Source organism: Micromonospora sp. RL09-050-HVF-A, from assembly GCF_019374995.1.
Classification (GTDB): Bacteria; Actinomycetota; Actinomycetes; order Mycobacteriales; family Micromonosporaceae; genus Micromonospora; species Micromonospora antibiotica.
In genome coordinates, this window is the sequence record NZ_JAGKQP010000002.1 from 3,962,988 (window position 1) to 3,988,190 (window position 25,203).

Consider the following 25,203-nt stretch of genomic DNA (forward strand, 5'->3'; position numbering starts at 1 on the left):
GCGGACCGTCCGCTGCGGCGGGCGGCTACTGTCGGGCGATGCCCGAACCGGACCTGACCCTGACCGCCAGCCTGCGCCCGGCCGCGCTGGACGCCCGACGCGGCATCGTCCGGCTGCACCCGGAGGTGCTGACCGCTCTGGCGCTGCGCCCGGGTGACCCGGTACGGCTGGCCGGCAGGCGGGTGACCGCCGGGATCGTCGCGCCCGCCGAACCGACCACGAGCGCCGCCCTGCTCTACGCCGACGATCTCACCCTGGGCAACCTGGGGCTGCGCGACGGCGGCCAGGTGACGGTCGCGCCCGCCCCGGTCACCCCGGCCCGGCGGGTGACCCTGGCCGGCCCGGTGGCGGTGGTCGCCGCGGTGTCCCCGGAGATGCTGCGACTCGCCCTGCTCGGCAAGGTCGTCACCGAAGGTGACAACGTCTCCCTGCTGCCCCAGGACGTCCTCCCCGACGCCTCGGTGCGCGGCCTGGTCGAGGCCGCCCGGCGCAGCCTCGCCAACACCGTCGGGTACGCCTGGACGAGCACCCTGCTGACCGTGGTCGCCGCCGAACCGGAGACCGGCGCCCTGGTGACCATGGACACCGTGGTCGGCTGGGAACACGGCCACGTCACGCACGGCTCCTCCGGCCCGGCCCGACCGCACCGGGATACCACCGCAGGTGCCGACCGTCCCCGGCCCGGCGGCCGGACCACCGACACTTCGGCGGCGGAGACCTCCGTTTCGGCGGCGGGGACCCCGACCGGTCCGACGGCCGGTGGGCCGACGGCCGGCACCGTCACCGAGGCGGCGGACGACGACGTGCCACACGTGGACGAGCTGCCCGGGTTACGCGCCCAGGCCGAGGAACTGACCGAACTGCTGGACCTGGGTTTCCACCACGGTGAGGTGCTGGGCCGGCTGGGCACCACGGTCTCGCTCGGTGTGCTGCTCAGCGGGCCGGCCGGATCGGGCAAGTCGGCGCTGGTCCGGGCGGTGGCCAGGACGGTCGGGGCCCGGGTCCGCCCGCTGTGGGCCCCGGAACTCGCCGCGCTGACCAACGACGCGGCGGCCCGCCGGTTGCGCGAGACCGTCGCCGACCTGGCAGACGGCGGGCCGGCCGTGTTGCTGGTCACCGACGTCGAGGCGCTGGCCCCGGCGGAGGACGCCGGCCCGTTGGCCACCGTGTTCCGGCAGGTGCTCGCCGGGGCCGTCCGATCCGGTACGGCGGTGGTGTGCACCACGTCCCGCCCGGAGTCGGTCGACCCGGGGTTACGCGCGCCCGACCTGCTGTCGCTGCGGATCACGGTGCCGTTGCCCGACCCGGCGTTGCGCCGGGAGCAGTTGACCGTACTGACCCGGCAGGTGCCGCTGGCCGAGGACGTCCGGCTCGACGAGGTGGCCGGGCGTACCCCCGGGTTCGTCGCCGCCGACCTGGCCGCGCTGGTCCGGGAGGCCGGGGTGCGGGCGGCGCTGCGGCAGAAGACCGCCGAGACACCGACGGTGGCGATGGCGGACTTCTCGGCGGCGCTGGAGGTGGTCCGACCGACCACCATGGCGGCGTCCACGCTGGAACTGGCCACGGTCACCCTCGACGACGTCGGCGGCCTCGGTGAGGTGAAGCAGACCCTCACCGAGTCGGTGCTCTGGCCGTTGACCTACCCGGACACCTTCGCCCGGTTGGGGGTGCAACCACCCCGGGGGGTGCTGCTCTACGGGCCGCCCGGGTGCGGCAAGACCTACCTGGTGACCGCCCTGGCCGGGACCGGCCGGGCGAACGTGTTGTCGGTGAAGGGCGCCGAGTTGCTCTCCAAGTGGGTCGGGGAGAGCGAGCGGGCGGTCCGGGAGCTGTTCCGCCGGGCCCGCGAGGCCGCGCCGACGCTGGTGTTCCTCGACGAGATGGACGCGCTGGCCCCGGTGCGCGGCCAGGCCACCGACGGCGGTACGACCGACCGGGTGGTCGCCGCCTTGCTGACCGAGTTGGACGGGGTGGAGGCGCTACGCAACGTGGTGGTGATCGGGGCGACCAACCGGCCGGACCTGGTCGACCCGGCCCTGCTGCGCCCCGGCCGGCTGGAGCGGCTGGTGTACGTGCCGCCGCCGGACGGCCCGGCCCGCGCGGAGATCCTCCGGGCCGCGTCCCGCGCCGTGCCACTCGCCGAGGACGTGGACCTGGCGACGCTCGGCGAGGAGCTGACCGGATTCTCGGCGGCGGACTGTGCGGCGCTGGTGCGGGAGGCGGCGCTGGCCGCGATGCGGGAGTCGCTGTCCGCCGCCACGGTCACCGCCGCGCACGTGGCCACCGCCCGCGACCGGGTCCGCCCCTCCCTGGACCCGGCGCAGGTCGCCTGGCTCGCCGCCTACGCCGACAAACACGCGGGCTGAACAGGGCCTGCTCCGGGTCGGCGGGCTTGGCGTGGTGGGCCGGCGGACTTCGTACGGTGGGCCAGGCCGGGGGCCTGCGGGCGGTGAGCCGGGCCGGCGGACTTCGCACGGTGAACCGGGCCGGCGGACTTCGCACGGTGGACCAGGCCGGCGGACTTCGCACGGTGAACCGGGCCGGGGCCTGCGGGCGGGAAGGTGCAGACCTCCGGGCTGGACAGCCGGCCGCCGGCCTGGCCGACCGGGTGATGCCTGGCGGCTTGGGTGTCTGGGCCACCCGTTCGGGCGTGTCGCCGCGGACAAGTAGATCCTGCAATGAGCGGTATGCCTGAGCGGCATAAGTATGCCAGCCTGGCATATCACTGATCGTGGAAGCATGGGTGTCGTGCAGGCCGCACCGCCGCTTCACCGCACCGCCGCTTCACCGCACCGCCGCTTCACCGCACCGCCCCTCCGGCGCTTCGGCTGACGCATTCCGTATGCCACAAAGACCACGGGCCGCAATCGAAGCGCTCCGTCGTCGCCCGGTGTGACACACCGGCCGCGTCGCGTTCGCCCGCGACCAGCGCTCCGCTGCCCGCGCCGATGGTGCTCCCGACGGAAGCGGGTCAGCCGGCGGCGGGCGGGGTCGCGTCGAGCGAGATCTCCGCGTACACCTTGCCACCGCTCTCGCGCAGCTGCGCGCCGCAGTTGCGCAGCACCGCGATGGCTCCCCCGTTGTCCGGGGTGGTGTCCGCGACGACCGAGTGCATACCAGCGGCCGCCGCGACGTTGAGCAACTCCCGCAGGGCCGCCGCGCCGAGGCCCTGGCCCCGGGCCGACCGGCCGAGCCACATCCCGGTCTCCGCCACCCCGGGGGTGTCGCAGCGGGCCATCCGCACCATGCCCACCACCTCGCCGCCGACGCACACGGCGAACATCAGGGTGCGGGTCGGCCCGTCCAGGCCACCGAAGCTGGCCCGGTGGAACTCCCGGAACGCCTCCCGACGAGCGTGCGACCAGCCGGCAGGGGCGTCCACCGGGGGCATGACATCACTCGGCTCGGCCTCGGCCGCCGCTACGGATAGCAACGACTCCAGGTTCGTCTCGTCGACCGGTTCCAGTCGTACCGCGCCTACCACGTGCCGCAGTCTGCCGCCCCTGCCGGCTGTCGTCCACCCCTTTGGGAGGTGACTGTCGGTCTGGTCGTAGGTCTCGGCCGGTCGTCCCATCAGCGCAGCTCACCTCACGCTCCGCTGTCAGGAGCGTCCGCCACACCCCTTCCACGCACCGGTCGACGAAGCGGCGTCACACCGCCGCGCGACCCGGCAGGCGCGACCCCGACCCGTGCGGCCCGGGAGCGGGGACCGGCCACCATGCGGCCGGGTGGCGGGACCGACCGCCGTGCGGCCCGGGGGGGCGACGGGACCGACCGCCGGCCGGTGGGGCGTTACGCCGTCTCGATGGGCCATCGGTGTCCCGGGGTTCAGCGACGTCGGTTGCGGGCCCGGGAGGCGCGCAGTCGACGCAGGCGGCCGATCAGCAGCGGCTCGGCGACCAGGGCGGCAGGGCGGTCCAACAGCCCGTTGAGCAACTGGTAGTAGCGAGTGGCGGAGAGCCCGAACGTGTCCCGGATGGCCTGCTCCTTCGCTCCAGCGTGCCGCCACCACTGCAGTTCGAAGGCGAGGATGCGCAGCTCCCGCTCGGACAGCTCGTCGACATCGACCGACGGTCGCGCACCGGCACGCACGGCACCGGCCGGCTCGTCGCCGTCAACCGACGCTTGCCCACCAGTCGGCTCGGCGGCCGGGGCCGACGCCCGCTCGGCCGTCGGGGCCAACGCCCGTTCAGCGGCCGGGGCCAACGCCCGCTCGGCGTCCGGGATCGACGCCCGTTCGGCCGTCGGGGCCAACGCCCGCTCGGCGGCCGGGGCCGACCGCGGCGAGGGCACCTGCGGCGGCGTGTCGACCGGCTCCGGTGACGGGTCGGACCGGGGAACGGCATCGGCGGGCGGCATGGCGCTCCTCGGCAGGGTGGGCGGCTGGGCGGGGTAAACCCAGCTTAACCAGGGTGGGTGACGCTCCACCCGCAACGGGCGAGGCACCGCAGACGACGGGCGGGCCCGTGTCGACCGTCGGTCGACACGGGCCCGCCGCGTCGGGATGCCGCCCGAACCGGGCGGCACCCGGCTCAGGTGATGTCGCGCCGACGCATCATCCAGAACGCGGCCACCATCACCACGGCGGTGCCGATGCCGAACACCAGGGCCGAGTCCTGCCAGGTCACCAGCATTTCCTTCGGCGTGCACTCGCCCTGGACGAGCTCGCAGGAGCGGTAGTCGACCAGCGTCCACTTCTTTTCGAACCAGGCGAGCGCATAGGTGGACAGCACCCAGCGGTCCCCGAACCGGACCCCGGCGATCGTCATGGCGATCCGGATGCCGATCTCGCTGACCACTCCCACGCCGACGGCCACGCCGAGCGCCATCGCGGTGTGCCGGCCCAGCGAGGCCAGCGCGAAGGCCACCGCGCCGACGGCGAGGATCAGCCCCCATGCCCGCAGACCGCTGATCCCGGCGGACTGCCACACCCCGGAGGTGACCTTCTCGGTGGTCCCCCGGTTGGAGGCGATCAGCCAGAAGGCCAGGGTCCACAGCGCGCCGAGCACCACGGTCACCCCGGTCAGGGTGGTGAGCACGGCGGCCAGTTTGGTGCCGAGCACGGTGAGCCGTTTCGGCCGCCACAGCAGCAGGTTCATCATCCCGCCGGTGCTCCACTCGGCCCCCACGAAGGAGGCACCGATCAGGAAGGCGAACAGCGCCACCGCCCCGGCGAAGACGGCGATGAAGACCCCGAACTCGGCCCGGAAGTCGAACTGGTAGGGCAGGTTCCACTTCGGGTCGAACATCTCCGGGGTGGGCTTCCAGTCCCGGCCGCAGTTCGGGCCGTACCGGTCCTCGGTCTGCTCGCCCCGGGCCTTGGCCGCGTCGCAGTCGGCGATCGAGCGTTCCCAGTCCTTGACGGCGTCGCGGAAGTTCGCGTCCGACTCTGCCTGCGCCTGGGCGATGACCGCAGGCGAGAGCTTGTGGCTGGAGAAGGCGAAGGCGGTGACGATGCCGGTCAGGCCGAGTACGAGCAGGACCAGCATGACCCGGGTGAGCCGGCGCTTGGCCAGCCGACGCAGTTCGGTGACGTACAGGCTCATGCGCCCCACCCTCCCGTGGTGCCGCCGGCGTGGCCGGGCTCGCCGATCTTGGCGGACTGGTCGACCTGCCGGTGCTGACCGGGGACCGGCGCGGTGGCGGTGATCTCCAGGAAGACGCTCTCCAGGTCCACCGCGACCGGGGCCAGTTCGCTGACGTACAGGTGTTGTTCGGCGAGCAGCCGGCTGACCGCGGCCGGCTTGTCCACGCCGGCCAGCATCAGGTGGTCGGGGTGACGGGTGACCGCGACACCGGCCCGGCCGAGCAGTTCGGCGGCGGCGGCGAGGTCCTCGGCGGCGTCCAGGCGTACCCGTACGCCACCGTGCGAGTGTTGGGCCAGCACCTGCTCCACCGGACCGGCGGCAACCCGACGGCCCAGCGAGATGATGGTGACCTCGTCGCAGATGAGCTGGATCTCGCCGAGGATGTGGCTGGACAGCACCACGGTCATCCCGGATTCGGCGAGGGTGCGCATCAGGGTGCGCATCTCCCGGATGCCGCCCGGGTCGAGGCCGTTGGCCGGCTCGTCGAGGATCAGCAGTTTGGGGTTCTTGAGTAGGGCGGACGCGACGGCGAGCCGCTGCTTCATGCCGAGCGAGTACGTCTTGACCCGCTCACCGGCCCGGTCCCGCAGCCCGACCAGTTCGAGCACCTCGTCGACCCGTACGGCGGGGACGTCGCCGGCCCCGGCCAGCAGGGACAGGGTGTCCCGGGCGGAGAAGTGCGGGAAGAACTGCGGGCTCTCCACGATCGCGCCGACCTGGCCGGCGACGGTGGGCAGTGCGCCGGGCACCTCGTGGCCGAGGATGGCCATCCGCCCGCCGTCGGGCTGGATCAGCCCGAGCAGGGTGCGCAGGGTGGTGGTCTTGCCCGACCCGTTGGGGCCGAGGAAGCCGTGCACCTGACCGGCCTCCACCCGCATGTCGAAACCGTCCAGCGCGTTGCGGACACCGCGCCGACGGCTTTTGTACGTCTTACGTAGACCTTCGATCTCCAGGACAGCCGACAAGCTGCGCCTCCCCCGATGGTGGCTGATGACAGCGGTCACCATACTCGGTATACCCGCCAGGGCAATACCCGGTATGCATCGGTGCGCAATTCACTACCGACGGTGCATCAACGGGTCACTCAGGCGCAGATGACGGCCACTCCGGCGGCGCGGAACGCATCGACCAGTTCCGGGCCGCCCCGGAGTCGGTCACCAGGGTCTCCACCCGCTCCACCGGGCAGATCCGGGCGAACGCGTGACCGCCCAGCTTGGACGAGTCCGCGATGATCACGACCCGCTTGGCCCGCGCCACCATCAGGTTGTTCATCGCCGCCTCCCCCTCGTGGTGGGCGGCGGCACCCAGCTGCGGATCGAGCGCGTCCACGCCCAACAGGGCGACGTCGAGGGTGACCTCGCGCAGCAACGCCCCACCCAGCGGCCCGACCAGCTCGAACGACTTCGGCCGCACCACACCCCCGGCGACCACCACCTTCATCCGGGAGCGGACCAGCAGCTCGTTGGCGATGTTCAGCGCGTTGGTGACCACGGTAAGCTGGGCGCCCTCGGCGCTGGTGTTCAGGTCGGGGCGGACGGCCAGGGCGCGCGCCACCTCGGTGCTGGTGGTGCCGCCGTTGAGGCCGACCACGGTGCCCGGGGCGACGAGCGCGGCGGCGGCGGCCCCGATCCGCTGCTTCTCGGCGGAGTGCTTGGCCGTCTTGTAGCGCAGCGGCAGGTCGTAGGAGACGCCGTTGGCGACCGCGCCACCCCGGGTCCGGGTGATCATCTGCTGCTGGGCGAGCTGGTCGAAGTCGCGTCGGATGGTGGCCTGCGAGACGTCGAGCCGCTCGGCGGCCTCCTCGACGCTGACCCGCCCGCTGCCGGTGAGCATTTCGAGCAGAGCGTTCCACCTGGCGTACCGGTCCACGGGGGGCCTCCGACTCTGCACGAAGGGTGATCGATGGCGTGCACAGTAGTGCGCGAAACTCCCGGTGCGCAAAACCCGCCTCTGCGCGGTCCCGGGGCAGGTTGCCACGCGCACCCCGTTTCGCGCAGAATAACGCGCGAAAGACGGTAGTAATGAGCCGTATTGCGCACCTCCCTCCCCTGTGCGAGGAGTTCCCCATGGCGTACGTCGACGCGGAGATCGCCAGCCAGCCCGACTGCTGGCGGGAGGCCGCCCGGCTGGCCGGCACCGTCGCCACCAGCCTCCCCCGCCCCGGCGAGCGGGTCGCCGTCGTCGGTTGCGGCACGTCGTGGTTCATGGCCATGGCGTACGCCGGGCTACGCGAGCGCGCCGGCCACGGCGAGACCGACGCCTTCCAGGCCAGCGAGTTCCCCGCCGACCGCCACTACGACCGGCTGATCGCGGTCACCCGCTCCGGCACCACCACCGAGGTCCTCGACCTGCTCGCCGCGCTGCGCGACCGGACCCCCACCACCGTCCTGGTCGGTGACCCCGCCTCGCCCGCCGCCACGCTGGCCGACACGGCCGTGCCGATGCCCTTCGCCGACGAACGTTCGGTGGTGCAGACCCGGTTCGCCACCAGCGCCCTGGCGCTGCTGCGCGCCCACCTCGGCGACAACGTCGAGGCGCTGGCCGCCGACGCCGAGGTCGCCGTGCGGGCCCCGCTGCCGCTCGACCCGGCCCGCATCGACCAGGCCACCTTCCTCGGTCGCGGCTGGACGGTCGGGCTGGCCCAGGAGGCCGCGCTGAAGTGCCGCGAGGCGGCCACGTTCTGGGCCGAGGCGTACCCGGCGATGGACTACCGGCACGGCCCCATCTCGATCGCCGGCCCCGGCCGGCTGGTCTGGGCCTTCGGTGAGCTGCCCGACGGGCTGCCCGAGGACGTCGCGGCCACCGGGGCGGCGTTCGTGCACAGCCGGCACCACGGGTGCCACACCGTGCTGGGCAGTTGGGCGGCCGGCCGGACCCCGGTCGACCCGATGGCCGACCTGATCCTCGCCCAACGCTTCGCGGTGGCCCTGGCGACCAGCCGGGGGCTGGACCCGGACGCGCCCCGGCACCTGACCCGCTCAGTGGTGCTGGCATGACCGACGGGTCGACGGGCGACGACCGGATCGTCGTCGCGTTGGACGTCGGCGGCACCGGCATGAAGTGCGCCCTGGTCCGCCCGGACGGCAGCGTGGCGCACGCCGAACGGCACCCGACCGACGCCGGGCGCGGCCCGGACGCCGTGGTGCAGACCGTCCTGGCCGTCGCCGAAGGGCTGGCCGACCGGGCCCGCGCCGCCGGGTCGACCCCGGTGGCCTGCGGCGTCGCCGTGCCCGGGGTGGTCGACGAGGCCGCCGGGGTGGCGGTCTGGTCGGCCAACGTCGGCTTCCGGGACGTACCGCTGCGCAGGCTGGTGGGTGCACGGCTCGGGCTGCCGGCGGCGCTCGGCCACGACGTGCGGGTGGGCGGGATCGCCGAGGCCCGGCTCGGCGCCGGCCGGGACGCCCGGCACGTGCTCTTCGTCGCGATCGGCACCGGCATCGCCGCCGCGCACGTGGTCGCCGGGTCGGCCGCCGTCGGCGCACACGGTGCGGCCGGCGAGATCGGCCACATCCTGGTACGCCCCGACGGCCCGCGCTGCGGTTGCGGCCGGCCCGGCTGCCTGGAGGCCGTCTCGTCCGCCTCGGCCATCGCCCGCCGCTACGCCGAACTGGCCGCCGGTACACCCCCCGACCCGCCCGCGACCGACCCCGTGGCAGTCCCGACCGGCACCATGCCGGCCCGGGGCGCGGCGAGTGCGGCCGACGTGGCCGGGCGCGCGGCGGCGGGGGAGGAACTGGCCGGGCGGGTGTGGCGGGAGGCCGTCGAGGCGCTCGCCGACGGGCTCGCCACCGGGCAGGCCCTCTACGACGTGGACACCATCGTCATCGGTGGCGGCCTGGCCCGGGCCGGCGAGCAACTGCTCGGCCCGCTCCGCGCCGCCCTGCACGACCGGATGACCTTCCATCGGGAGCCGCGCCTGGTCGCGGCGGCCCTCGGCGACGAGGCCGGCTGCCTCGGTGCCGCCCTGCTCGCCCTCGACACTCTGGAGAGACGATGACCCAGCGGGTGACCGGCAAGGTGGTGACCCCGACCGGCGTGGTCCGACAGGGGTGCGTGGAGCTGGACGGCGAGCGGATCACCGCGGTCGCCGAGTACCCGGCCAAACGCGACGGGCACTGGATCGTGCCGGGTTTCGTGGACATGCACACCCATGGCGGGGGCGGGCGCACCTTCACCACCGGTGACGCCGACGCCGCCCGGGAGGCCGCCGCGTTCCACAGGCGACACGGCACCACCACCCTGCTGGCCAGCCTGGTCAGCTCCCCCTTCGACCTGATGCGCACGGCGACCGCCGCCTTCGCGCCGCTGGTCGGCGAGGGTGTGCTGGCGGGCGTCCACTTCGAGGGCCCGTACCTGTCGGCGGCCCGGTGCGGCGCGCAGAACCCGGAGTTCCTCCGCGACCCGTCCACCGAGGAGCTGGAGCAGCTCATCGCCGAGGGGGCGGGGACGGTCCGTATGGTCACCCTGGCCCCGGAGCGCCCCGGCGCGCTGGACGCCATCAAGCTGCTCACCTCGCACGGGGTGGTCGCCGCCGTCGGCCACACCGACGCCACCTGGGAGCAGACCCGGGCCGCCGTCTCGGCCGGGGCGAGCGTCGGAACCCACCTGTTCAACGGGATGCGCCCGCTGCACCACCGCGAACCGGGCCCGGTGGTGGCCCTGCTGGAGGCCCCGAACGTGGTCTGTGAGCTGGTCGCCGACGGGGTGCACCTGCACGACGGGATGCTCACCTTCGCCACCGCCGTGGCCGGCCCGGAACGGGTCGCGCTGATCACCGACGCGATGGCCGCCGCCGGCATGCCCGACGGCGACTACGAGCTGGGCGGCCAGGCCGTCGCCGTGGCCGACGGGGTGGCCCGGCTGGCCCGCGACGGGGCGATCGCCGGCAGCACCCTCACCATGGACGCGGCGCTGCGGCACGCCGTCACCGCCGGAATCCCGATCACCGACGCGGTACGCATGGTCGCCACCACCCCGGCCCGCGCCATCGGCCTCGGCGACCGGGTCGGTGCCCTCCAGGCGGGTCTGCGCGCCGACCTGGTGGTGCTCGACGACGAGCTGAACGTCGTCCGGGTGATGCGCGCCGGCACCTGGCTCGACTGACCGCTCCGCCGCGCCCGCCCAGCTGGTGCGACACGGCGACGCGACGCGACGGGCCTGGGCGGGGACCCCGGTCATCCGCCACTCCGTGACGCGGCCCGCTGGCTCCTCGACGACCTGCTCACAGGTGCGGACCGGCGAGCACCGGGGGTGCGGTGCACGTCCTTTCGAGCTGATGACGTCAACGGTTCACGGGGCACCCGAAGGCGCCGGTGCCCGAAGGCGCCGGCACCCGAAGGCGCCGGTGCCCGAAGGCGCCGGCACCCGAAGGCGCCGGTGCCCGAAGGCGCCGGCACCCGAAGGCGCCGGTGCCCGAAGGCGCCGGTGCCCGAAGGCGCCGGTGCCCGAAGGCGCCGGTGCCCGAAGGCGCCGGTGCCCGAAGGCCGACGACAGCGGACCGACGCATCGAACCCGGTGCGGCGAACGCGCCGCACCGGGTACCCGAGTCGTCTACGTCATCAGGTCTAAAGGACGCGCAACACACATCCTGACCGGCGGAGGTGTTGGCGGCGGAGGTGTTGACGGAGCCGGTGTTGCGGTGCCAGCCGGCCGGTCATCCGGTCGACGCAGTACCGTCCCCCGGCCGGAACGCGGGACGGGTCAGGCGGTGGGGACCTCGACGCCCAGGACGGCCTGCTCGTCGGGGCGGTGCACCAGCACGTCGGCCAGGTACGACTGCACCGCCGGGCCCATCCCCACGTCCCGGCGGGCCCGCTCGGACAGCAGCCACTTGTGTTCGATGATCTGCGCGAAGATCTCCTGCGGCTCCAGCTTGTGCCGCAGGTGCGCGGGGACGGCCCGGACGACCGGCTCGAAGACCTCGGTCAGCCAGCGGTGGGCCGCCTGCTGCTCGTCGGTGAGGTCGCTCTCCACCCGGTAGGCGTCCAGGTCGTTGAGGAGCCGACGGGCCTGGTTCTCCTCGGCGTCGAGGCCGGTGAGCCGGATCAGCCGCCGGGTGTGGTAGCCGGCGTCGACGACCTTCGGGCGGACCAGGTAACGCCCGTCGTCGACCGTCGACAGGGCCACCTCGGCCACGTCGAAGCCCAGGTCGTTGAGGCGGCGGATCCGGCCCTCGATGTCGTGCCGGGCCTCCCGCTCGACCTGCTGCTCGTAGGTGATCTCGTGCCAGAGCCGCTCGTAGCGCTGCACGACCTCCTCGCACACCACCTCCGGGTCGATCGACTCGTGCAGCAGCCCGGCGGCCTGGAGGTCCAGCGCCTCACCGAAGATGTTGACCCGGGCGATCTCCAGGTCCTCACCGCGCTGCCCGTTGGACAGCGTGCGGTGCAGCGCACCGGTCTCCGCGTCGACCAGGTAGGCGGCGAACGCCCCGGCGTCCCGCCGGAACAGGGTGTTGGACAGCGAGCAGTCGCCCCAGAAGAAGCCCGTCAGGTGCATCCGGACCAGCAGCACGGCGAGAGCGTCGAGCAGCCGGCCCATCGTCTCCGGGCGCAGCGTGCGGGAGAACAGCGCCCGGTAGGGCAACGAGAACTGGAGGTGCCTGGTGATCAGCACCGGGTCCAGCGGGGTGCCGTCGTCGGCCTGCCGGTCGGCCACGATCGCGATCGCCTCCACCGACGGGAAGTCGATCCGTTCCAGCGCCCGCAGCAGGTCGTACTCGCGTTCGGCGACCCGCTCCCCGGTCTCCTTGACGGCGTACACGTAGTCGCCGAGGCGGACGAACCGGACGATGTGCCGGGAGATGCCCTGCGGCAGTGCCACCAGGTGCCGGGCAGGCCACTGCTCCAGCGGGGTCGACCAGGGAAGGTCGAGCAGCGCCGGGTCGACGAGGGCCGAGGTGATCCGCACGGGGACAAGTGTGCCGGGTGCTCCCCGGCGTGCGCCTCCCTTCGTGGTTCGACACACATCGACCGGGGCCGCGCCACCACCCGCCGGGGGCCGTACCACCACCCGCCGGGGCCGCGCCACCGTCCCACGCGGGCCCCGGCGGGGCTGGCCACGCCCCTTGCCACCACGGCCCCGGTGGTCGGCCGGTAGCGTGATCGCGTGCGGGAGCGAACCACGACGGTACGCGGCGGGGTACGGCTGCGGCCGGTCCGCCCGGCCGGCTGGTGGTTCGACCTGCTGCTGCTCACCGCCCTGGTCGGCCTGACGTGGGCGCTCGCCGCCGGCCACCTGTTCGGTGTCGACCGGGCGGTCGCCGACTGGGCCGACGCGCACCGGCCGACCGCCGCGTACTGGGTGGCCCGGGTGCTCAACCTGCTCGGCCAGGGCACCCCGTTGACGCTGTTGGCCGCCGCCCTGGGGGTGCTGCTGGCCGTCCGGCTCCGCTCGGTGCGCCCGATGCTGCCCCCCGTGGTCGCCTTCGCGCTCACCAATCTGACCATCGGGCCGCTCAAGGTGTGGACGGCCCGCCCGGCCCCGAGCGCCAGCGTCAAGGAACCCTTCCTGTCACCGGAGCAGACCCTGCCGCTGTTCCAGCACGACCTGCCGGTCCGCTACGCCCAGTCGTACCCGTCGGGGCACGTGGCCAACGCGATCGTCTGGTACGGCGTGCTCGCCCTGCTGCTCGTCCCACTGCTGCGCACGGTGGGCCGGCGGATGCCCACCCGACTGGTCACCGCCGTGCGGGTGGTGCCGCCGCTGGTGGTCCTGTGCACCACCACCTACCTGGGCTGGCACTGGTTGACCGACTCGGTGGCCGGGCTGCTGCTGGGGCTGCTGCTGGACCGGCTGCTGCGCCGCGTCCCCTGGGACGACCTGCCGTTACCGGCCCGGTTGCGCGGCCGGGACCGTCCGTTCACCGCCGACGCCTAACTGGGCCGCGCTGTCGTCCGGTTGCGGACCCGACGCCTCGCCCCGGCAGAGCGGAGCGGGGGATACGAGGATGGTCGCCCCACCCGGCCCCGGGCCAGCTGTCCGCTTCCCGCCTTCCTGACGACGGAAGGCTGCCTGACAACGGACGAGAAATCGTCAAGCCTGTGTCCAGCGGAGCCCGTCCGGCAGTCAGAGGGGGATACCCATGTTTCTGCGCATCAGGGTCGTCGCGACGGCGGTGGTCGTCGCCGTGCTCGGCGCTCTCGCCATTTCCGCAGCGCCGGCGTCGGCTTCCGTCAGCCAGGGGTACGTCGCGGGTGCGGGGGCATGGGCGGACGACTGGGCGGATGAGGGCCCCGTCTCCGCCTCGACGCGCCCGCACAGCAACGTCGTCGCCATGTGGCAGATGATCCTGTGGGCCGACGGCTATCTCGACCGCTCCGGAATCGACTGTCGGTTCGGGCCGGTCACGACCTCCGCCACGACGAAGTGGCAGAGCGACCGGGGCCTACGCAGCGACGGCGTGGTCGGCTCCGGGACCCTGGCCAAGGCGGCAACCCGCCTCAGCGTCTACGAGTCGTGGTTCTACTACGACGGTGCCGGCACCAACTTCATCTACTTCGATCGCCGCGCCGACGGCAGGTGGGACATGAGCCTCGGCCCCGACCTGGAGTGGCAACTCCTCTCGTACACCTACGCGAACTTCAGCATCTGCTCCTGACCGGCTGCGCGCCGGGTACCACCCGTTCACCTCCGGTCTCTAACCTGCGCTGGTGGATCGACTGAGCCGGCGGTTGGGCGTACCCGATGCGGTGGTGGTCGGGCTCGGGGCGATGCTCGGCGCGGGCGTGTTCGTGGTCTTCGCCCCGGCCGCCGCCGCAGCCGGTGGGGCCGGGCTGCTGGTGGCGCTGGCGCTGGCCGGGTTCGTCGCCTACTGCAACGCGACCAGTTCGGCCCGGCTGGCGGCCCGCTACCCGGAATCGGGCGGCAGCTACGTCTATGGCCGGGAGCGCCTCGGCCCGTTCGCCGGGTTCCTCGCCGGTTGGGGTTTCGTGGTCGGCAAGACGGCGAGCTGCGCGGCGATGGCGTTGACCATCGGGGCGTACCTGTGGCCGGGCAGGCCCGGCTGGTCGCGGTCGGCGCGGTGCTCGCGGTGACCGGGGTGAACCTGCGCGGCGTCACCCGCACGGTCGCCGCCACGAAGGTGCTGGTGGTCGTGGTGCTGGCGGTGCTGGCCCTGGTCGCGGTGACCGGCCTGACCGCCGGGGACGTCCGGTTCGACCGGCTCGCCGAGGGCGGCGGTACGGCCCGGGGCGTGCTCACCGCCGCCGGGCTGCTCTTCTTCGCCTTCGCCGGGTACGCCCGGATCGCCACCCTCGGTGAGGAGGTCCGCGACCCGGCCCGCACGATCCCCCGGGCGGTGCCGCTGGCCCTCGGGGTGGTGCTGGCGGTCTACCTGGTCCTCGCCGTGGTCGCCGTCGGCGTGCTCGGCCCCGACCGGCTGGCCGCCTCCGTCGCGCCGCTGGCCGACGTGGTGACCGTCGCGGGGCTGCCCGGCCTGGCCTGGGTGGTCCGGGCCGGGGCCACGGTGGCGGTGACCGGGGTGCTGCTCTCCCTGCTCGCCGGGGTGGGTCGCACCCTGCTGGCGATGGCCCGCCGCCGGGACGTGCCGGGGGCGCTGGCCGCCGTACACCCGGTGCACTCCGTCCCGCACCGCGCGGAGCTGACCGTGGCCGCCGTGGTGGTCGCGGTGGTGGCGCTCGGCGACGTCCGGGGCGCGATCGGCTTCTCCAGCTGCACGGTGCTGGTCTACTACGCGATCACCAACGCCGCCGCGTGGACCCTGGGCCCGGACCCGACCCGACGGGTGCCCGTCCGGGCGCTCGCCGCGCTGGGGCTGGTCGGCTGCCTGCTGCTCGCGGTCAACCTGCCGGCCGCCAGCGTCCTCGCCGGTTTCGGGGTGCTCGCCCTCGGCGCGCTCTGGTACGCCCTGCGCCCCCGCTAGTCACTCCTGCGGATCACGCGAGGCCGGCACCCCGGCGGACGGCGGCGGGGCCGGTGGCGGCGGGGTGGTCTCGCGGAGCAGGGCGGCCAGCCCGGCCCGGCGGGCCACCACGGTCAGCCGGTCCCCCGCCGAGATCACCATCCGGGGGTCCGCCCGCCAGTCGGTCTTCTGCCCGACCCGGGAGTGGGCCAGCAGGCGCACCTCGCCGGGGCGGGCCACCGCGCCGAGCGGGCGGCCGTCCAGCGCGGCACCGGCCACCACCGGCACCTCCACCACCAGCAGGGCGTGCCGGTCGACCGGGATGGTGGCGATGACCGCCCGGTCCAGCAGGGCGGCGGCGAAGGACGGGGCAGCCAGGTAGGACACGCTGCGTGAGATGCCGATGCCGAACGCCCGCTGGATGCGTTCGGCGAAGTCGCCGTCGAAGAGCCGCAGCACCACCCGCAGCTCCGGGTTGAGCGCCCGGCCGTTGAGCGCGGCCCGCAGGTTGACCCCGTCGTCGGTGGAGACCACCACCAGCGCCTGGCAGTGTTCCACCGAGGCCGAGAGCAACGTCTCCTCCCGGGCGGCGTCCCCGACGATCAGCGGTACGCCCAGCCGCCGGGCCAGCGCCGCACCCCGCGCCTCGGCACTGCGGTCGATCGCCACCACCTCGACGCCGAAGTCGTGCAGTTGCGCCATCACCCGGGTACCGATGTTGCCCAGCCCGACGACCACCACGTGCCCGGCGCGTTCCGGCTGGATGCGCCCGGCGTGCAGGGCCAGCCGGGCGTTGACGATGCCGTCGACCACCACGGCGGTGATCAGCGGGATCAGCGCCAGCCCGGCCAGGTTGAGCACCACCTGCATGATCTGGGCGGCGGCCGGTTTGGTGACGTCCGGGTCCTGGCCGCTGAGCGTGGTGACCAGGGTCAGGTAGAGCGCCTCCGTCCAGCTCACCGCGACCGCACGGGCGTTGAGCCAGCCGAGCAGGGCGATCACCCCGAGCAGGGTCAGCACCGCGATGCCGATCTTGCGGGTGGCGAAGCTGCGGACCGCCCGCAGCAGCACCGCCAGGGGTCGGCGGCGACGTCGGGCCCGGACCAGCCGGCGGGCCGCCAGCTCGGTGCCGGCGGGCTGCCCGGTCGCCTCGGCGAGCACCACGTCGGCGGCCTTCTCGTCGGCGGGCAGCACCCGGACCAGGTCCGGATCGGTGGTGACGGCCAACCCGCAGACCACGTCGGCGGGGCGGACGTCGGCGCGGCGGGCCACGTAGAGCGTGCGACCGCCGTGCCGGAAGTGGGTCGGGGCCACCTCACCGAGGGCGGCGGCGACGAACGCCGGGGCGGCCATCGAGGCGTCGGAGAGGACCGCCGAGTCGGGGAAGAGCTGCCGCAGGCCGTTGGCGAGGCTGGTGTTGAACATCCGGACCACCAGGCGCAGCCGGGGCTCCACCTCCTGCGCGCAGAGCGCGGCGTGCATGTTGCCCACGTCGTCCTGGTGCAGCAGGGCCAACCCGTCCGCCCCGGCCAGGCCGGCCCGGTGGAAGGTGGCCTCGTCGAGCCGGTCGGCCCGGATCACCTGCACCCCGTCGACGTCCCGCCCGTCGGGGCCCTCCGAGCGGCGGCGCTCCGGCACCACCAGGGTGATCCGCACCCGGCCGTGGGCCAGCTCGGTGCCGAGCAGCGCCCGGACCACCCAGTACGCCAGCGGGTCGTTGCCGCAGACCACGTAGTGCGGACGGGTGTCGCCGTTCATCCGTAACCGCCAGCCGGTCGCGCGCCGGGCCCGGTCCCGCAGGGGTTCGGCCATGCCCGGATGGTAGCCAGCCGGTCGCCGGGGACGCAGCCCTGGTGCGCGCACCGGACGGTACCGGTCGGTCAGGCAGGCATGGTGGGCGTGGCGGCGGGTAGAGCAGCGGGCGTGCAGACGTTCCTGCCGTACCCGGACTTTCTGGCCAGCGCGCGGTCCCTCGACCAGCGGCGGCTGGGCAAGCAGCGGGTGGAGGCGCTCCAGGTGCTGCGCGGGCTGACCCGGCCGGGGTACGGCTGGCGCAACCACCCGGCGGTGAAGATGTGGGCCGGCTACGAGGAGGCGCTGACCCGGTACGGGCTGGACGTGTGCGCGGTCTGGGCGGCGGCGGGCCGGGCGGACACCTGCGCGTCGACCCTGGTCACCGACCTGACCGCCGCCCGGGGCGACGGCCGGGTCCGCAGCCAGGCCGAGCTGGCCGCCGCCGGTGAGTTGCCACCCTGGCTGGGTCGTGAGGACCTGCACCGCAGCCACCGGTCGGCGCTGCTGCGCAAGGACCCGGAGCACTACCGCCCGCAGTTCGGCGACGTGCCGTCCGATCTGGAGTACGTCTGGCCGCCGTCCGACCGTCCCCCGCTCGCCGCCGCCAGCCGACCCGCCGACGCCTCCGGTGGCGGTGCCGCACCGTCCTGACCGGGCCGGATCGGGCCTGGTCGGGCAGACTGGGGGTCCCTCGGGTCGGAAGGTGCACATGGCGCTGTCGCAGAAGCTGGGCCGGCTCATCGGCGTACGCGAGCATGTGGTGGACCCGGGCGGGGGTGGCGCCCCCCGGGTGGTCCGGCCGACCACGGCCGTGGTGGTGGGCGGCGGGATCGCCGGCATGTCGGCGGCGGTGGTGCTCGCCGAACGCGGGGTGGACGTGACGGTGCTGGAGGCCGCGCCGACGCTGGGTGGCCGGCTCGGCGCGTGGCCGGAGGCGCTCGCCGACGGCAGCCAGGTCAACGAGCACGGCTTCCACGCGTTCTTCCGGCAGTACTACAACTGGCGGTCGATCCTGCGGCGGGTCGATCCGACGCTCGGTTTCCTCAAGCCGATCCCCGGCTATCCGATCCTGTCCGCGCAGTGGCCCACCGAGGAGTTCGGCCGGCTGCCCCCGGCCCCGCCGGCCAACCTGCTCGCGTTACTGCTGCGCAGCCCCAGCCTGCGCCTGGCCGACCTGCGCACCATGGACCGGGACGCCGCGCTGCCGCTGCTCAGCTACGACCCGGTGCGCACCTACGCCGAGTTCGACGACACCACCGCCGACGCGCTGCTCGCCTCGCTGAAGCTGCCGGACCGGGCGCGGGCGATGCTGTTCGAGGTCTTCTCGCACTCGTTCTTCAACCACGAGACCGAGATGTCGGCCGCCGAGATGATCGCCCAGTTCCACTTCTATCTGCTGGGCAACCCGGAGGGGTTGGCGTTCGACTGCCCCGACGAGGACTACGCCACGGCGATCTGGCAGCCACTGACCCGGTACGTGGAGCAGCACGGCGGCCGGGTGCACACCGCTTCGGCGGTCGCCCGGCTGGACCGGGAGCCGGACGGCTGGCGGGTGACCACCGCCGACGGCACGGTCCACCCCGCCGGGCAGGTGGTGCTGGCCGTCGACCCGCCCGCGTTGGCGGCGCTGGTCGACGCCTCCCCCGGCCTGGTCGCGGTGGCGCCCGAGCTGGTGGCGCGGATGCCCGCGTTCGGTCGGCCCGGCCCGCCGTACGCGGTGGCGCGGTACTGGCTCGACGGGGACGTCCGGGCCGACCGGGCGGTGTTCAGCGGGGTGTCCCGCCAGCCCACCCTGGACTCGGTGACCCTCTACCACCGGTTGGAGAACGAGTCCCGGCGCTGGGCGCAACGCACCGGCGGCGCGGTGGTGGAGCTGCACGCGTACGCCTGCGACGAGGGGGTGCCGGCCGAGGAGCTGGCCGAACGGATGCGCACCGAACTGGTCACGCTCTGGCCGGAGGTCGCCGGGTTGGGCGTCCGTGAGCTGCGCGCCCGGGTCGAGGCGCAGGCCCCGGCGTTCACCCCGGGCAGCCACCCCGGCCGGCCGGGGGTACGCACCGACGCCGAGGGCCTCTACCTGGCCGGGGACGGCATCGGCACCGACTTCCCCAGCGCGTTGATGGAACGGTCGGCGGCGACCGGGATCATCGCCGCCAACCACATCCTGCGCGCCGCCGGGGCCGCCACCGAGCCGGTCCGCTCGATCCGCCCCCGGGGACTGCTCGCCGGGAAGTGAACCGCCCGCCGAACCCGCCCGGTCCCCTGGCCGGGCGGGCTGTCGGGCCACCCGGTCAGCGCGACGTGCCCTGGTAGGCGTCCCGCATGAGCTGCTGCATGTCGTCGAGCATCGGCATCCGGGGGTTCGCCGGGGCGCACTGGTCCTCGTAGGCGTTGAGGGCCTGCTGTGGCAGCGCCGCCTCGAACGCCGCCCGGTCGACACCGATCGCGGCGAACGACGGTTCGATGCCGACCGCGTCGCGCAGCCGTTCCACCGCCTCGGCCAGCGACGCCACCCCTTGCGCCGGGGTGCCCGCCGGCAGGCCGAGCAGCTTGGCGATGTCGGCGAACCGTTCCGGGGCCCGGTAGCTCTCGTAACGCGGCCAGCCGGACAGCTTCGCCGGGACGGTGCCGTTGTAGCGGATCACGTGCGGCAGCAGCACCGCGTTGGTCCGGCCGTGGGCGATGTGGAACGTCGCACCGAGGGTGTGCGACATGGCGTGCACGATGCCGAGGAAGGCGCTGCCGAACGCCATCCCGGCGATGGTGCCCGCGTTGTGCATCCGTTCCCGCGCCTCGGGGTCGGCGTCGACCACCGCCCGTTCCAGGTTGCCGAAGATCAGCCGGATGGCGTGCAGGGCGAGCCCGTCGGTGAAGTCGTTCGCGTACACCGACACGTACGCCTCGATGGCGTGGGTGAGGGCGTCGAAGCCGCTGTCGGCGGCGATGGTCGCCGGCATGCTGGCGGTCAGCACCGGGTCGACGATCGCCACGGTCGGGGTGAGCGCGTAGTCGGCCAGCGGGTACTTCTTGCCGGTCCGGTGGTCGGTGATCACCGCGAACGGGGTCACCTCCGCGCCCGTGCCCGACGTGGTCGGTACGCAGACCAGCCGGGCCAGCGCGCCGAGGGTGGGGAAGGTGAAGGCGCGCTTGCGGATGTCGAAGAACTTCTCCCGCATGTCGTCGAAGACCACGTCCGGGTGCTCGTAGCGCAGCCACATCACCTTGGCCGCGTCCATCGCCGAGCCGCCGCCGAGGGCGACGATGGTGTCGGGGCGGAAGGCCCGCATCAGCGCGGCCCCCCGGTCGACGGTGTCGACGCTCGGCTCGGGTTCCACGTCGTCGATGATCTGGAGGGCGATCCGCTCGGGGCGGCGTTGCAGCACCCGGTTGATCCGGTCGACGAAGCCGAGCCGGGTCATGGTGGCGTCGGTGACCACGGTGACCCGGTGCACGTCGGGCATCTCGGCGAGGTAGCGGATCGCGTTCGCCTCGAAGAAGATCTTCGACGGGACCTTGAACCACTGCATGTTGTTGTTCCGCCGGCCGATCCGCTTGATGTTGAGCAGGTTCACCGCCGAGACGTTGTCCGACACCGAGGTACGCCCGTAGCTGCCGCAGCCCAGCGTCAGCGACGGCAGGAACGCGTTGTACATGTCGCCGATGCCGCCCTGCGAGGCCGGCGAGTTCCAGATGATCCTGACTGCCTTGACCCGGCGGCCGAACTCCTCCACCAGCTCCTCGTCGGCGGTGTGGATGACCGCGCTGTGCCCGAGCCCGTGGAACTCGACCATCTGCTCGGCGTACCGTAGGCCCTGCTCGCGGCTGTCGGCGCGCAGCACGGCCAGCACCGGGCAGAGCTTCTCCCGGGTCAGCGGCTCGTCGGGGCCGACCCGGTCGACCGCGACCAGGATGATCGAGGTGTCCGGGGCGACGGTGATCCCGGCGGCGTCGGCGATCCAGGCGGCCGTCCGGCCCACCACGTCGGGGTTGAGCTTCCCGGCGGGGAACAGCAGCGCCTCCAGCTTCTCCTTCTCCGCCGGGGTCGCCAGGTGGGCGTGCAGGGTGCGGAACTCGTCGATGGCGGCGTCGTGGATCGCCGCGTCGAGGATGACGGCCTGCTCGGAGGCGCAGATCATGCCGTTGTCGAACGACTTGGACAGCACGATGTCGTTGACCGCGCGCTTGAGCTTGGCGCTCGCCTCGATCCAGGCCGGCACGTTGCCCGCGCCCACACCGAGCGCCGGCTTCCCCGCCGAGTAGGCGGCCCGGACCATGGCGTTGCCGCCGGTGGCGAGGATGGTGGCGACCCCGGGGTGGTGCATCAGCGCGGTGGTCGCCTCGACCGACGGCTCCTCGATCCACTGTATGCAGTGCTCGGGCGCTCCGGCGGCGACCGCCGCGTCGCGTACCGTGCGGGCGGCCTCGACGCTGCACCGCTGCGCCGCCGGGTGGAAGGCGAAGATGATCGGGTTGCGGGTCTTGAGCGCCAGCAGCGCCTTGAAGATGGTGGTCGAGGTGGGGTTGGTGACCGGGGTGATCCCGGCGACCACGCCCACCGGGTCGGCGATCTCGACGATGCCGCTGATCTCGTCCCGACTGATCACCCCGACGGTACGGGTCTTCGCCATGCTGTGCGTGACGTGTTCGCAGGCGAAGATGTTCTTCACCGCCTTGTCCTCGAACACCCCCCGACCGGTCTCGGCGACGGCGAGCTGGGCGAGGGCGGCGTGCCGGTCCAGCGCGGCCACCGACGCCTTGCGGACGATGTGGTCGATCTGCTCCTGGTCGTACCGGTCGTAGTCGGCCAGGGCTTTGAGGCCGGCGGCGACCAGGGCGTCGATCGTGGTGGCGAGTTCGGTCGACATGTTTCACCTCGGCGGTTGGCGGCGTCTCGGACACCCTCAGCATCCATCGACGGCCGTCTCGGCGGTGGGGCGCAAGGACCCGTCCGACGGTGGCCAAAGGTCCCGTCGTCACGCCGTCCCGGGTGCCTCCGGTCGGCCGAAGGTCCCGATGTCACCCGGCGAGCACGCAGCGTCGCCTACCCGACACCGTGTCCCGTCGCCCCCGGCCACCATGATTCGCATGACGGGACCGCGAAAGGCCTACACGTTGCTCACCGTGGCCGCCATCGGGGTGGCGGTGCTGGCCTGGCGGATCGGGGTCGACAAGGCCAATGCCCTGGTGGGCCTGGCCGGCGTCTTCGCCGCGAGCGCGCTCGGGCTGTTGTCCCTGTTCAGCGCGATCGACCCACGGCTGTCCCGGGCGGCGGCGGACGCCGCCGCCCTGCCGCCGGGGCCGACCCCGCCCGCGTCCGACGCACCGACCGGAGCAGACCCCACTCCGTCGGCACCGGGGTTGCGCCGCCGCTGGCGACGCTGGCGGCTGCCGGCGGGGATCGCCGCGCTGCTGCTGGTGATCGTCGGTACGGTGGCCGTGTTCTCCTGGCCGACGGACCGCACGCCGGACGCGCGCAGCGCCTCCCCCACGACCTCCGTCGACGCCTCGTCGGCCGACCCCAGCGTCACGGCGACCCCGGTCGGGCCGACACCCACCGTCGATCCGTCCGGGGCGACGCCCACCACCACCCCGGCGATCCCGACCCCGGGCCGGACGGGCCCACGGCCGGCCCGGCCCGACCCCCACGACCCGGCCGGCGCCCACCCCCGGGCCGGTCGGGCCGGACTGGGTGCCGCCGAAGGACGCGCCGCACTGGAAGCTGCTCGACGGGGACTCGGTCTACTTCCTGCCGAAGCCCCGACTGGCGAAGGGCACCGGTGCGGGCACCCTGATCTTCCAGGGGAAGGACCACCAGCTCGCCCTCTACAACTGGACCGACGACCCGACCGACCTCAGCTATGAGGGCTGCCGCAACCCGAAGGCGCAGCGGTATTCGAGCATCGACCTCGAACAGCTCGAACCCACCCCGGTCACCTACTGCCAGCCGGACCCGGGCGACCCGACGGTGGTCAACTACGTCCGGATCGACCACAACCGCTACCAGGCGCAGCCGGCCTCGGTCGACGTCACCGTCTGGTCGGTCCGCTCGTAACCTGCCCACGGCATCGACCGGTCTGCACATGGCCGCCCCGGCACCGCCCGGTCGACCTGCCCGTAGCCGTCGGCGGGGTCGCCGCGTGGGCGCGCGGCCGCCCCACGGCGGGGTGGCAGCAGGGCGGGGCTCCGGTCGACCCGCGTCGGGTGCGGGGCCTGGAGCAGCCTGGGCATCGAAATGCGTTGCCCGCCCTCAGCGCCACGCCTACCGTGGTCCGCGCAAGGTCAACCAGTCGAACCGGGAGCACGCCATGACGTCGCCGCACCACACCAGCGCGTGGTCGACGCTACCCATCGACGGTTACCGAGCCGAACACCCCCGGGACGGGAATCCCGACTGACGCGTGCCCGTACGCGCCGGCCGCCCCGTCCCACCTGAGGACCGGGCGGCCTTCGTCGTCCGGGGCCGACACCAGGACCCGGCAGTGGGCCCGTCCGACCCGGTCCCACTCCGGACGGGCGGCCCCGCCGACCGGCCCGACAGACCGATCGACCGCCGACCGTGAGGGGAGAGCCCGGTGGACGCCGTCCTCGTCATCAACGCCGACCTCGGCCCGCTGCACCGGGTCACCGTCCAACATGCGATCCGGATGCTGTGCCGTCGGGTCGCCGAGATCCACGAGGCCGAGCCGGACCGGGTGATCGGGGTCTTCCCCGTCCCCCGGGTGGTCCGCCTCGTCCGGTACGTCGTCACCCGTTGGCGGTTCAGCGCCGGGCCGGCCTGGTCCCGGGCGGGGGTGTTGCGCCGCGACGGTGGGCGGTGCGCGTACTGCGGCGGGCTGGCCGGCACCGTGGACCACGTGCTGCCCCGCTCGCGCGGCGGCCGGAACACCTGGCGGAACACCACCGCCGCCTGCTACGGGTGCAACCAGCGTAAGGGGGACCGGACGCCAGCCGAGGCCGGCATGCCGCTGCGGCGGGAGCCGGCGACGCCGAGCTGGGCGAGCCTCGCCGGGCGGTGACGGGACCGGCCGGCGGGCACAGGGGGTCGCGTCGGGTACGCCCCGGCGCGACGCCCGCCGGCCCTCACCACCCCACCGGCCTCACCACCCGCCGTTGGCAGTCGGGGTGACTGACGGTCAGTGAACGCCGTCGGGGACCAGGGGAAGTCGGGTGGGCGGCGTTCGTGGTGGGCGGCGACGCCCTCCCGGGCCTCGCCGCTGTCCTGCACCTTGCGGTGCCACCAGGCGATCCTGGCCGGTCCGGCCCGGTCGTCGATGATCTCCTTGGCGGCGGCGACGCTGAGCTGGGAGCGCGCGGCGATGGCGGCGGTGATCGCGGTGACCCGGCCGGTCAGGTCGTCGGCCACCTCGTCGGCCAGGCCGACCCGCAGCGCCCGTTCGGCGTCGATCAACTCGGCGGTGAAGATCAGGAACTTGGCCGTGGACGGGCCGACGAGCCGGGTCAACCGTCGGGTGCTGGGTGCCGGATAGACCAGCCCGAGCCGGGCCGGCGGCACCCCGAAACGGGCGTCCGGGGCGATGATCCGCAGGTCACAGGCGACCGCGAGCAGACAACCACCACCCACACAGGGGCCCTGCACCGCCGCGACGGTGGGCTTGGCGAACGCCGCCAACCGTTCCTCGGCGGCGACCGCGTCGCCCACCTCCCCGTTCGCGTCCAGCAGCTCGTCGAGGTCGCCGAGGTCGGCGCCGGCGCAGAACGCCCCGTCGGCACCGGTGAGCACCAGGGCGCGCACGGCCGGGTCGGACTCCAGCCCGTCCAGCAGCACCGGCAGCCGACGCCACATGGCCGGGGTCATCGCGTTGCGCCGGCCCGGGTTCCGGATCGTCACCGTCGCCACCGCGCCGGTCACCCCGACGGTCAACTCCGCGTCCGACACCGCCACCACCCCTCTCGTCGCCGCACCGGCACGTGCCGCGTCGGTGCGGCGACCATAACGGC

General features: G+C 73.9%; 18 protein-coding genes and 3 pseudogenes. 11 read left to right on the forward strand and 10 right to left on the reverse strand.

The window, feature by feature from the left end; translation table 11 throughout:
• The first annotated feature begins 38 nt into the window (after window positions 1-38).
• On the forward strand, window positions 39-2,366 hold the full coding sequence (locus J7462_RS17295) for an AAA family ATPase (RefSeq protein WP_219464980.1): 2,328 nt from the start codon (window positions 39-41) through the stop codon (window positions 2,364-2,366).
• 605 nt (window positions 2,367-2,971) lie between these two features.
• Here J7462_RS17295 and J7462_RS17300 read toward each other — a convergent pair.
• The 5 genes and pseudogenes from J7462_RS17300 to J7462_RS17320 all read right to left on the reverse strand — a co-directional run bounded on the left by J7462_RS17300 (window position 2,972) and on the right by J7462_RS17320 (window position 7,457).
• Complete coding sequence (locus J7462_RS17300; protein WP_208567931.1) at window positions 2,972-3,484, reverse strand: GNAT family N-acetyltransferase; 513 nt, start codon at window positions 3,482-3,484, stop codon at window positions 2,972-2,974.
• Window positions 3,485-3,828: 344 nt separating this feature from the next.
• Window positions 3,829-4,359 (reverse strand): DUF3263 domain-containing protein, encoded by a 531-nt coding sequence (locus J7462_RS17305; protein WP_219464981.1) that lies wholly within the window; start codon window positions 4,357-4,359, stop codon window positions 3,829-3,831.
• A gap of 173 nt (window positions 4,360-4,532) precedes the next feature.
• The gene (locus tag J7462_RS17310; protein ID WP_208567829.1) at window positions 4,533-5,546 is read right to left on the reverse strand and encodes an ABC transporter permease subunit; all 1,014 of its coding nucleotides are present in this window, start codon (window positions 5,544-5,546) and stop codon (window positions 4,533-4,535) included.
• Window positions 5,543-6,553, reverse strand: coding sequence for an ABC transporter ATP-binding protein (locus tag J7462_RS17315; RefSeq protein ID WP_255597767.1), 1,011 nt, complete (start codon window positions 6,551-6,553; stop codon window positions 5,543-5,545). The genes J7462_RS17310 and J7462_RS17315 overlap by 4 nt, the downstream gene beginning before the upstream one ends.
• 119 nt (window positions 6,554-6,672) lie before the next feature.
• A pseudogene (locus J7462_RS17320) lies at window positions 6,673-7,457 on the reverse strand (DeoR/GlpR family DNA-binding transcription regulator).
• Window positions 7,458-7,654: 197 nt separating this feature from the next.
• Here J7462_RS17320 and J7462_RS17325 point away from each other — a divergent pair.
• Genes J7462_RS17325 through nagA form a run of 3 tightly spaced genes read left to right on the forward strand, consistent with a single transcriptional unit; the run spans window position 7,655 to window position 10,691 of the window.
• The gene (locus J7462_RS17325; RefSeq protein ID WP_219464984.1) at window positions 7,655-8,584 is read left to right on the forward strand and encodes an SIS domain-containing protein; all 930 of its coding nucleotides are present in this window, start codon (window positions 7,655-7,657) and stop codon (window positions 8,582-8,584) included.
• A complete protein-coding gene (locus J7462_RS17330) occupies window positions 8,581-9,585 on the forward strand; it encodes an ROK family protein (RefSeq protein ID WP_219464986.1) in 1,005 nt (334 codons plus the stop codon). The genes J7462_RS17325 and J7462_RS17330 overlap by 4 nt, the downstream gene beginning before the upstream one ends.
• Entirely contained in the window at window positions 9,582-10,691 is a 1,110-nt protein-coding gene (gene nagA / locus J7462_RS17335) for an N-acetylglucosamine-6-phosphate deacetylase (RefSeq protein ID WP_219464988.1), read from the forward strand. Before J7462_RS17330 ends, nagA begins: the two co-directional genes overlap by 4 nt.
• Before the next feature lie 597 nt (window positions 10,692-11,288).
• Here the strand turns inward: nagA and J7462_RS17340 are convergent.
• Entirely contained in the window at window positions 11,289-12,497 is a 1,209-nt protein-coding gene (locus J7462_RS17340) for a DUF4032 domain-containing protein (RefSeq protein WP_219464989.1), read from the reverse strand.
• 198 nt (window positions 12,498-12,695) lie between these two features.
• On the opposite strand from J7462_RS17340, the gene J7462_RS17345 reads away from it, so the two are divergent.
• The 3 genes and pseudogenes from J7462_RS17345 to J7462_RS17355 all read left to right on the forward strand — a co-directional run bounded on the left by J7462_RS17345 (window position 12,696) and on the right by J7462_RS17355 (window position 15,471).
• Window positions 12,696-13,466, forward strand: a complete 771-nt coding sequence (locus J7462_RS17345; RefSeq protein WP_219464990.1) for a phosphatase PAP2 family protein — start codon at window positions 12,696-12,698, stop codon at window positions 13,464-13,466.
• Window positions 13,467-13,671: 205 nt separating this feature from the next.
• Window positions 13,672-14,187: a peptidoglycan-binding protein gene (locus J7462_RS17350; protein WP_219464991.1), complete on the forward strand. Its 516-nt coding sequence runs from the start codon at window positions 13,672-13,674 to the stop codon at window positions 14,185-14,187.
• A gap of 52 nt (window positions 14,188-14,239) precedes the next feature.
• Window positions 14,240-15,471: pseudogene (locus J7462_RS17355) on the forward strand (APC family permease).
• On the opposite strand, the gene J7462_RS17360 reads toward J7462_RS17355, so the two are convergent.
• Entirely contained in the window at window positions 15,472-17,262 is a 1,791-nt protein-coding gene (locus J7462_RS17360; RefSeq protein ID WP_255597768.1) for an NAD-binding protein, read from the reverse strand. It lies immediately after the preceding pseudogene.
• Between the two features lie 111 nt (window positions 17,263-17,373).
• Between J7462_RS17360 and J7462_RS17365 the strand changes: the two genes are divergently transcribed.
• Window positions 17,374-17,895: an MSMEG_6728 family protein gene (locus tag J7462_RS17365; RefSeq protein WP_219464992.1), complete on the forward strand. Its 522-nt coding sequence runs from the start codon at window positions 17,374-17,376 to the stop codon at window positions 17,893-17,895.
• 58 nt (window positions 17,896-17,953) lie between these two features.
• Entirely contained in the window at window positions 17,954-19,480 is a 1,527-nt protein-coding gene (locus J7462_RS17370) for an FAD-dependent oxidoreductase (protein WP_219464993.1), read from the forward strand.
• Between the two features lie 55 nt (window positions 19,481-19,535).
• Here J7462_RS17370 and adhE read toward each other — a convergent pair whose 3' ends face one another.
• Window positions 19,536-22,109, reverse strand: coding sequence for a bifunctional acetaldehyde-CoA/alcohol dehydrogenase (gene adhE / locus J7462_RS17375; protein ID WP_219464994.1), 2,574 nt, complete (start codon window positions 22,107-22,109; stop codon window positions 19,536-19,538).
• Window positions 22,110-22,349: 240 nt separating this feature from the next.
• On the reverse strand, window positions 22,350-22,799 hold the full coding sequence (locus J7462_RS17380) for a hypothetical protein (protein ID WP_219464996.1): 450 nt from the start codon (window positions 22,797-22,799) through the stop codon (window positions 22,350-22,352).
• 134 nt (window positions 22,800-22,933) lie between these two features.
• On the opposite strand from J7462_RS17380, the gene J7462_RS17385 reads away from it, so the two are divergent.
• Together J7462_RS17385 and J7462_RS17390 are read left to right on the forward strand one after the other, a co-directional pair.
• Entirely contained in the window at window positions 22,934-23,296 is a 363-nt protein-coding gene (locus J7462_RS17385) for a hypothetical protein (protein WP_219464997.1), read from the forward strand.
• 520 nt (window positions 23,297-23,816) lie between these two features.
• Window positions 23,817-24,260 carry an HNH endonuclease gene (locus J7462_RS17390; protein ID WP_219464999.1) on the forward strand — a complete coding sequence of 148 codons (444 nt, stop codon included), beginning with the start codon at window positions 23,817-23,819 and terminating at the stop codon, window positions 24,258-24,260.
• A gap of 131 nt (window positions 24,261-24,391) precedes the next feature.
• On the opposite strand, the pseudogene J7462_RS17395 reads toward J7462_RS17390, so the two are convergent.
• Window positions 24,392-25,147: pseudogene (locus J7462_RS17395) on the reverse strand (enoyl-CoA hydratase/isomerase family protein); the annotation flags it as partial.
• Between the last annotated feature and the right edge of the window lie 56 nt (window positions 25,148-25,203).

Coding starts and splice junctions, on each gene's coding strand:
- J7462_RS17370 (WP_219464993.1), top strand. CDS start 17,954: ATGGCGCTGTCGCAGAAGCTGGGCCGGCTCATCGGCGTACGCGAGCAT.
- J7462_RS17360 (WP_255597768.1), bottom strand. CDS start 17,262: ATGGCCGAACCCCTGCGGGACCGGGCCCGGCGCGCGACCGGCTGGCGG.
- J7462_RS17295 (WP_219464980.1), top strand. CDS start 39: ATGCCCGAACCGGACCTGACCCTGACCGCCAGCCTGCGCCCGGCCGCG.
- J7462_RS17330 (WP_219464986.1), top strand. CDS start 8,581: ATGACCGACGGGTCGACGGGCGACGACCGGATCGTCGTCGCGTTGGAC.
- nagA (WP_219464988.1), top strand. CDS start 9,582: ATGACCCAGCGGGTGACCGGCAAGGTGGTGACCCCGACCGGCGTGGTC.
- adhE (WP_219464994.1), bottom strand. CDS start 22,109: ATGTCGACCGAACTCGCCACCACGATCGACGCCCTGGTCGCCGCCGGC.
- J7462_RS17310 (WP_208567829.1), bottom strand. CDS start 5,546: ATGAGCCTGTACGTCACCGAACTGCGTCGGCTGGCCAAGCGCCGGCTC.
- J7462_RS17325 (WP_219464984.1), top strand. CDS start 7,655: ATGGCGTACGTCGACGCGGAGATCGCCAGCCAGCCCGACTGCTGGCGG.
- J7462_RS17350 (WP_219464991.1), top strand. CDS start 13,672: ATGTTTCTGCGCATCAGGGTCGTCGCGACGGCGGTGGTCGTCGCCGTG.
- J7462_RS17305 (WP_219464981.1), bottom strand. CDS start 4,359: ATGCCGCCCGCCGATGCCGTTCCCCGGTCCGACCCGTCACCGGAGCCG.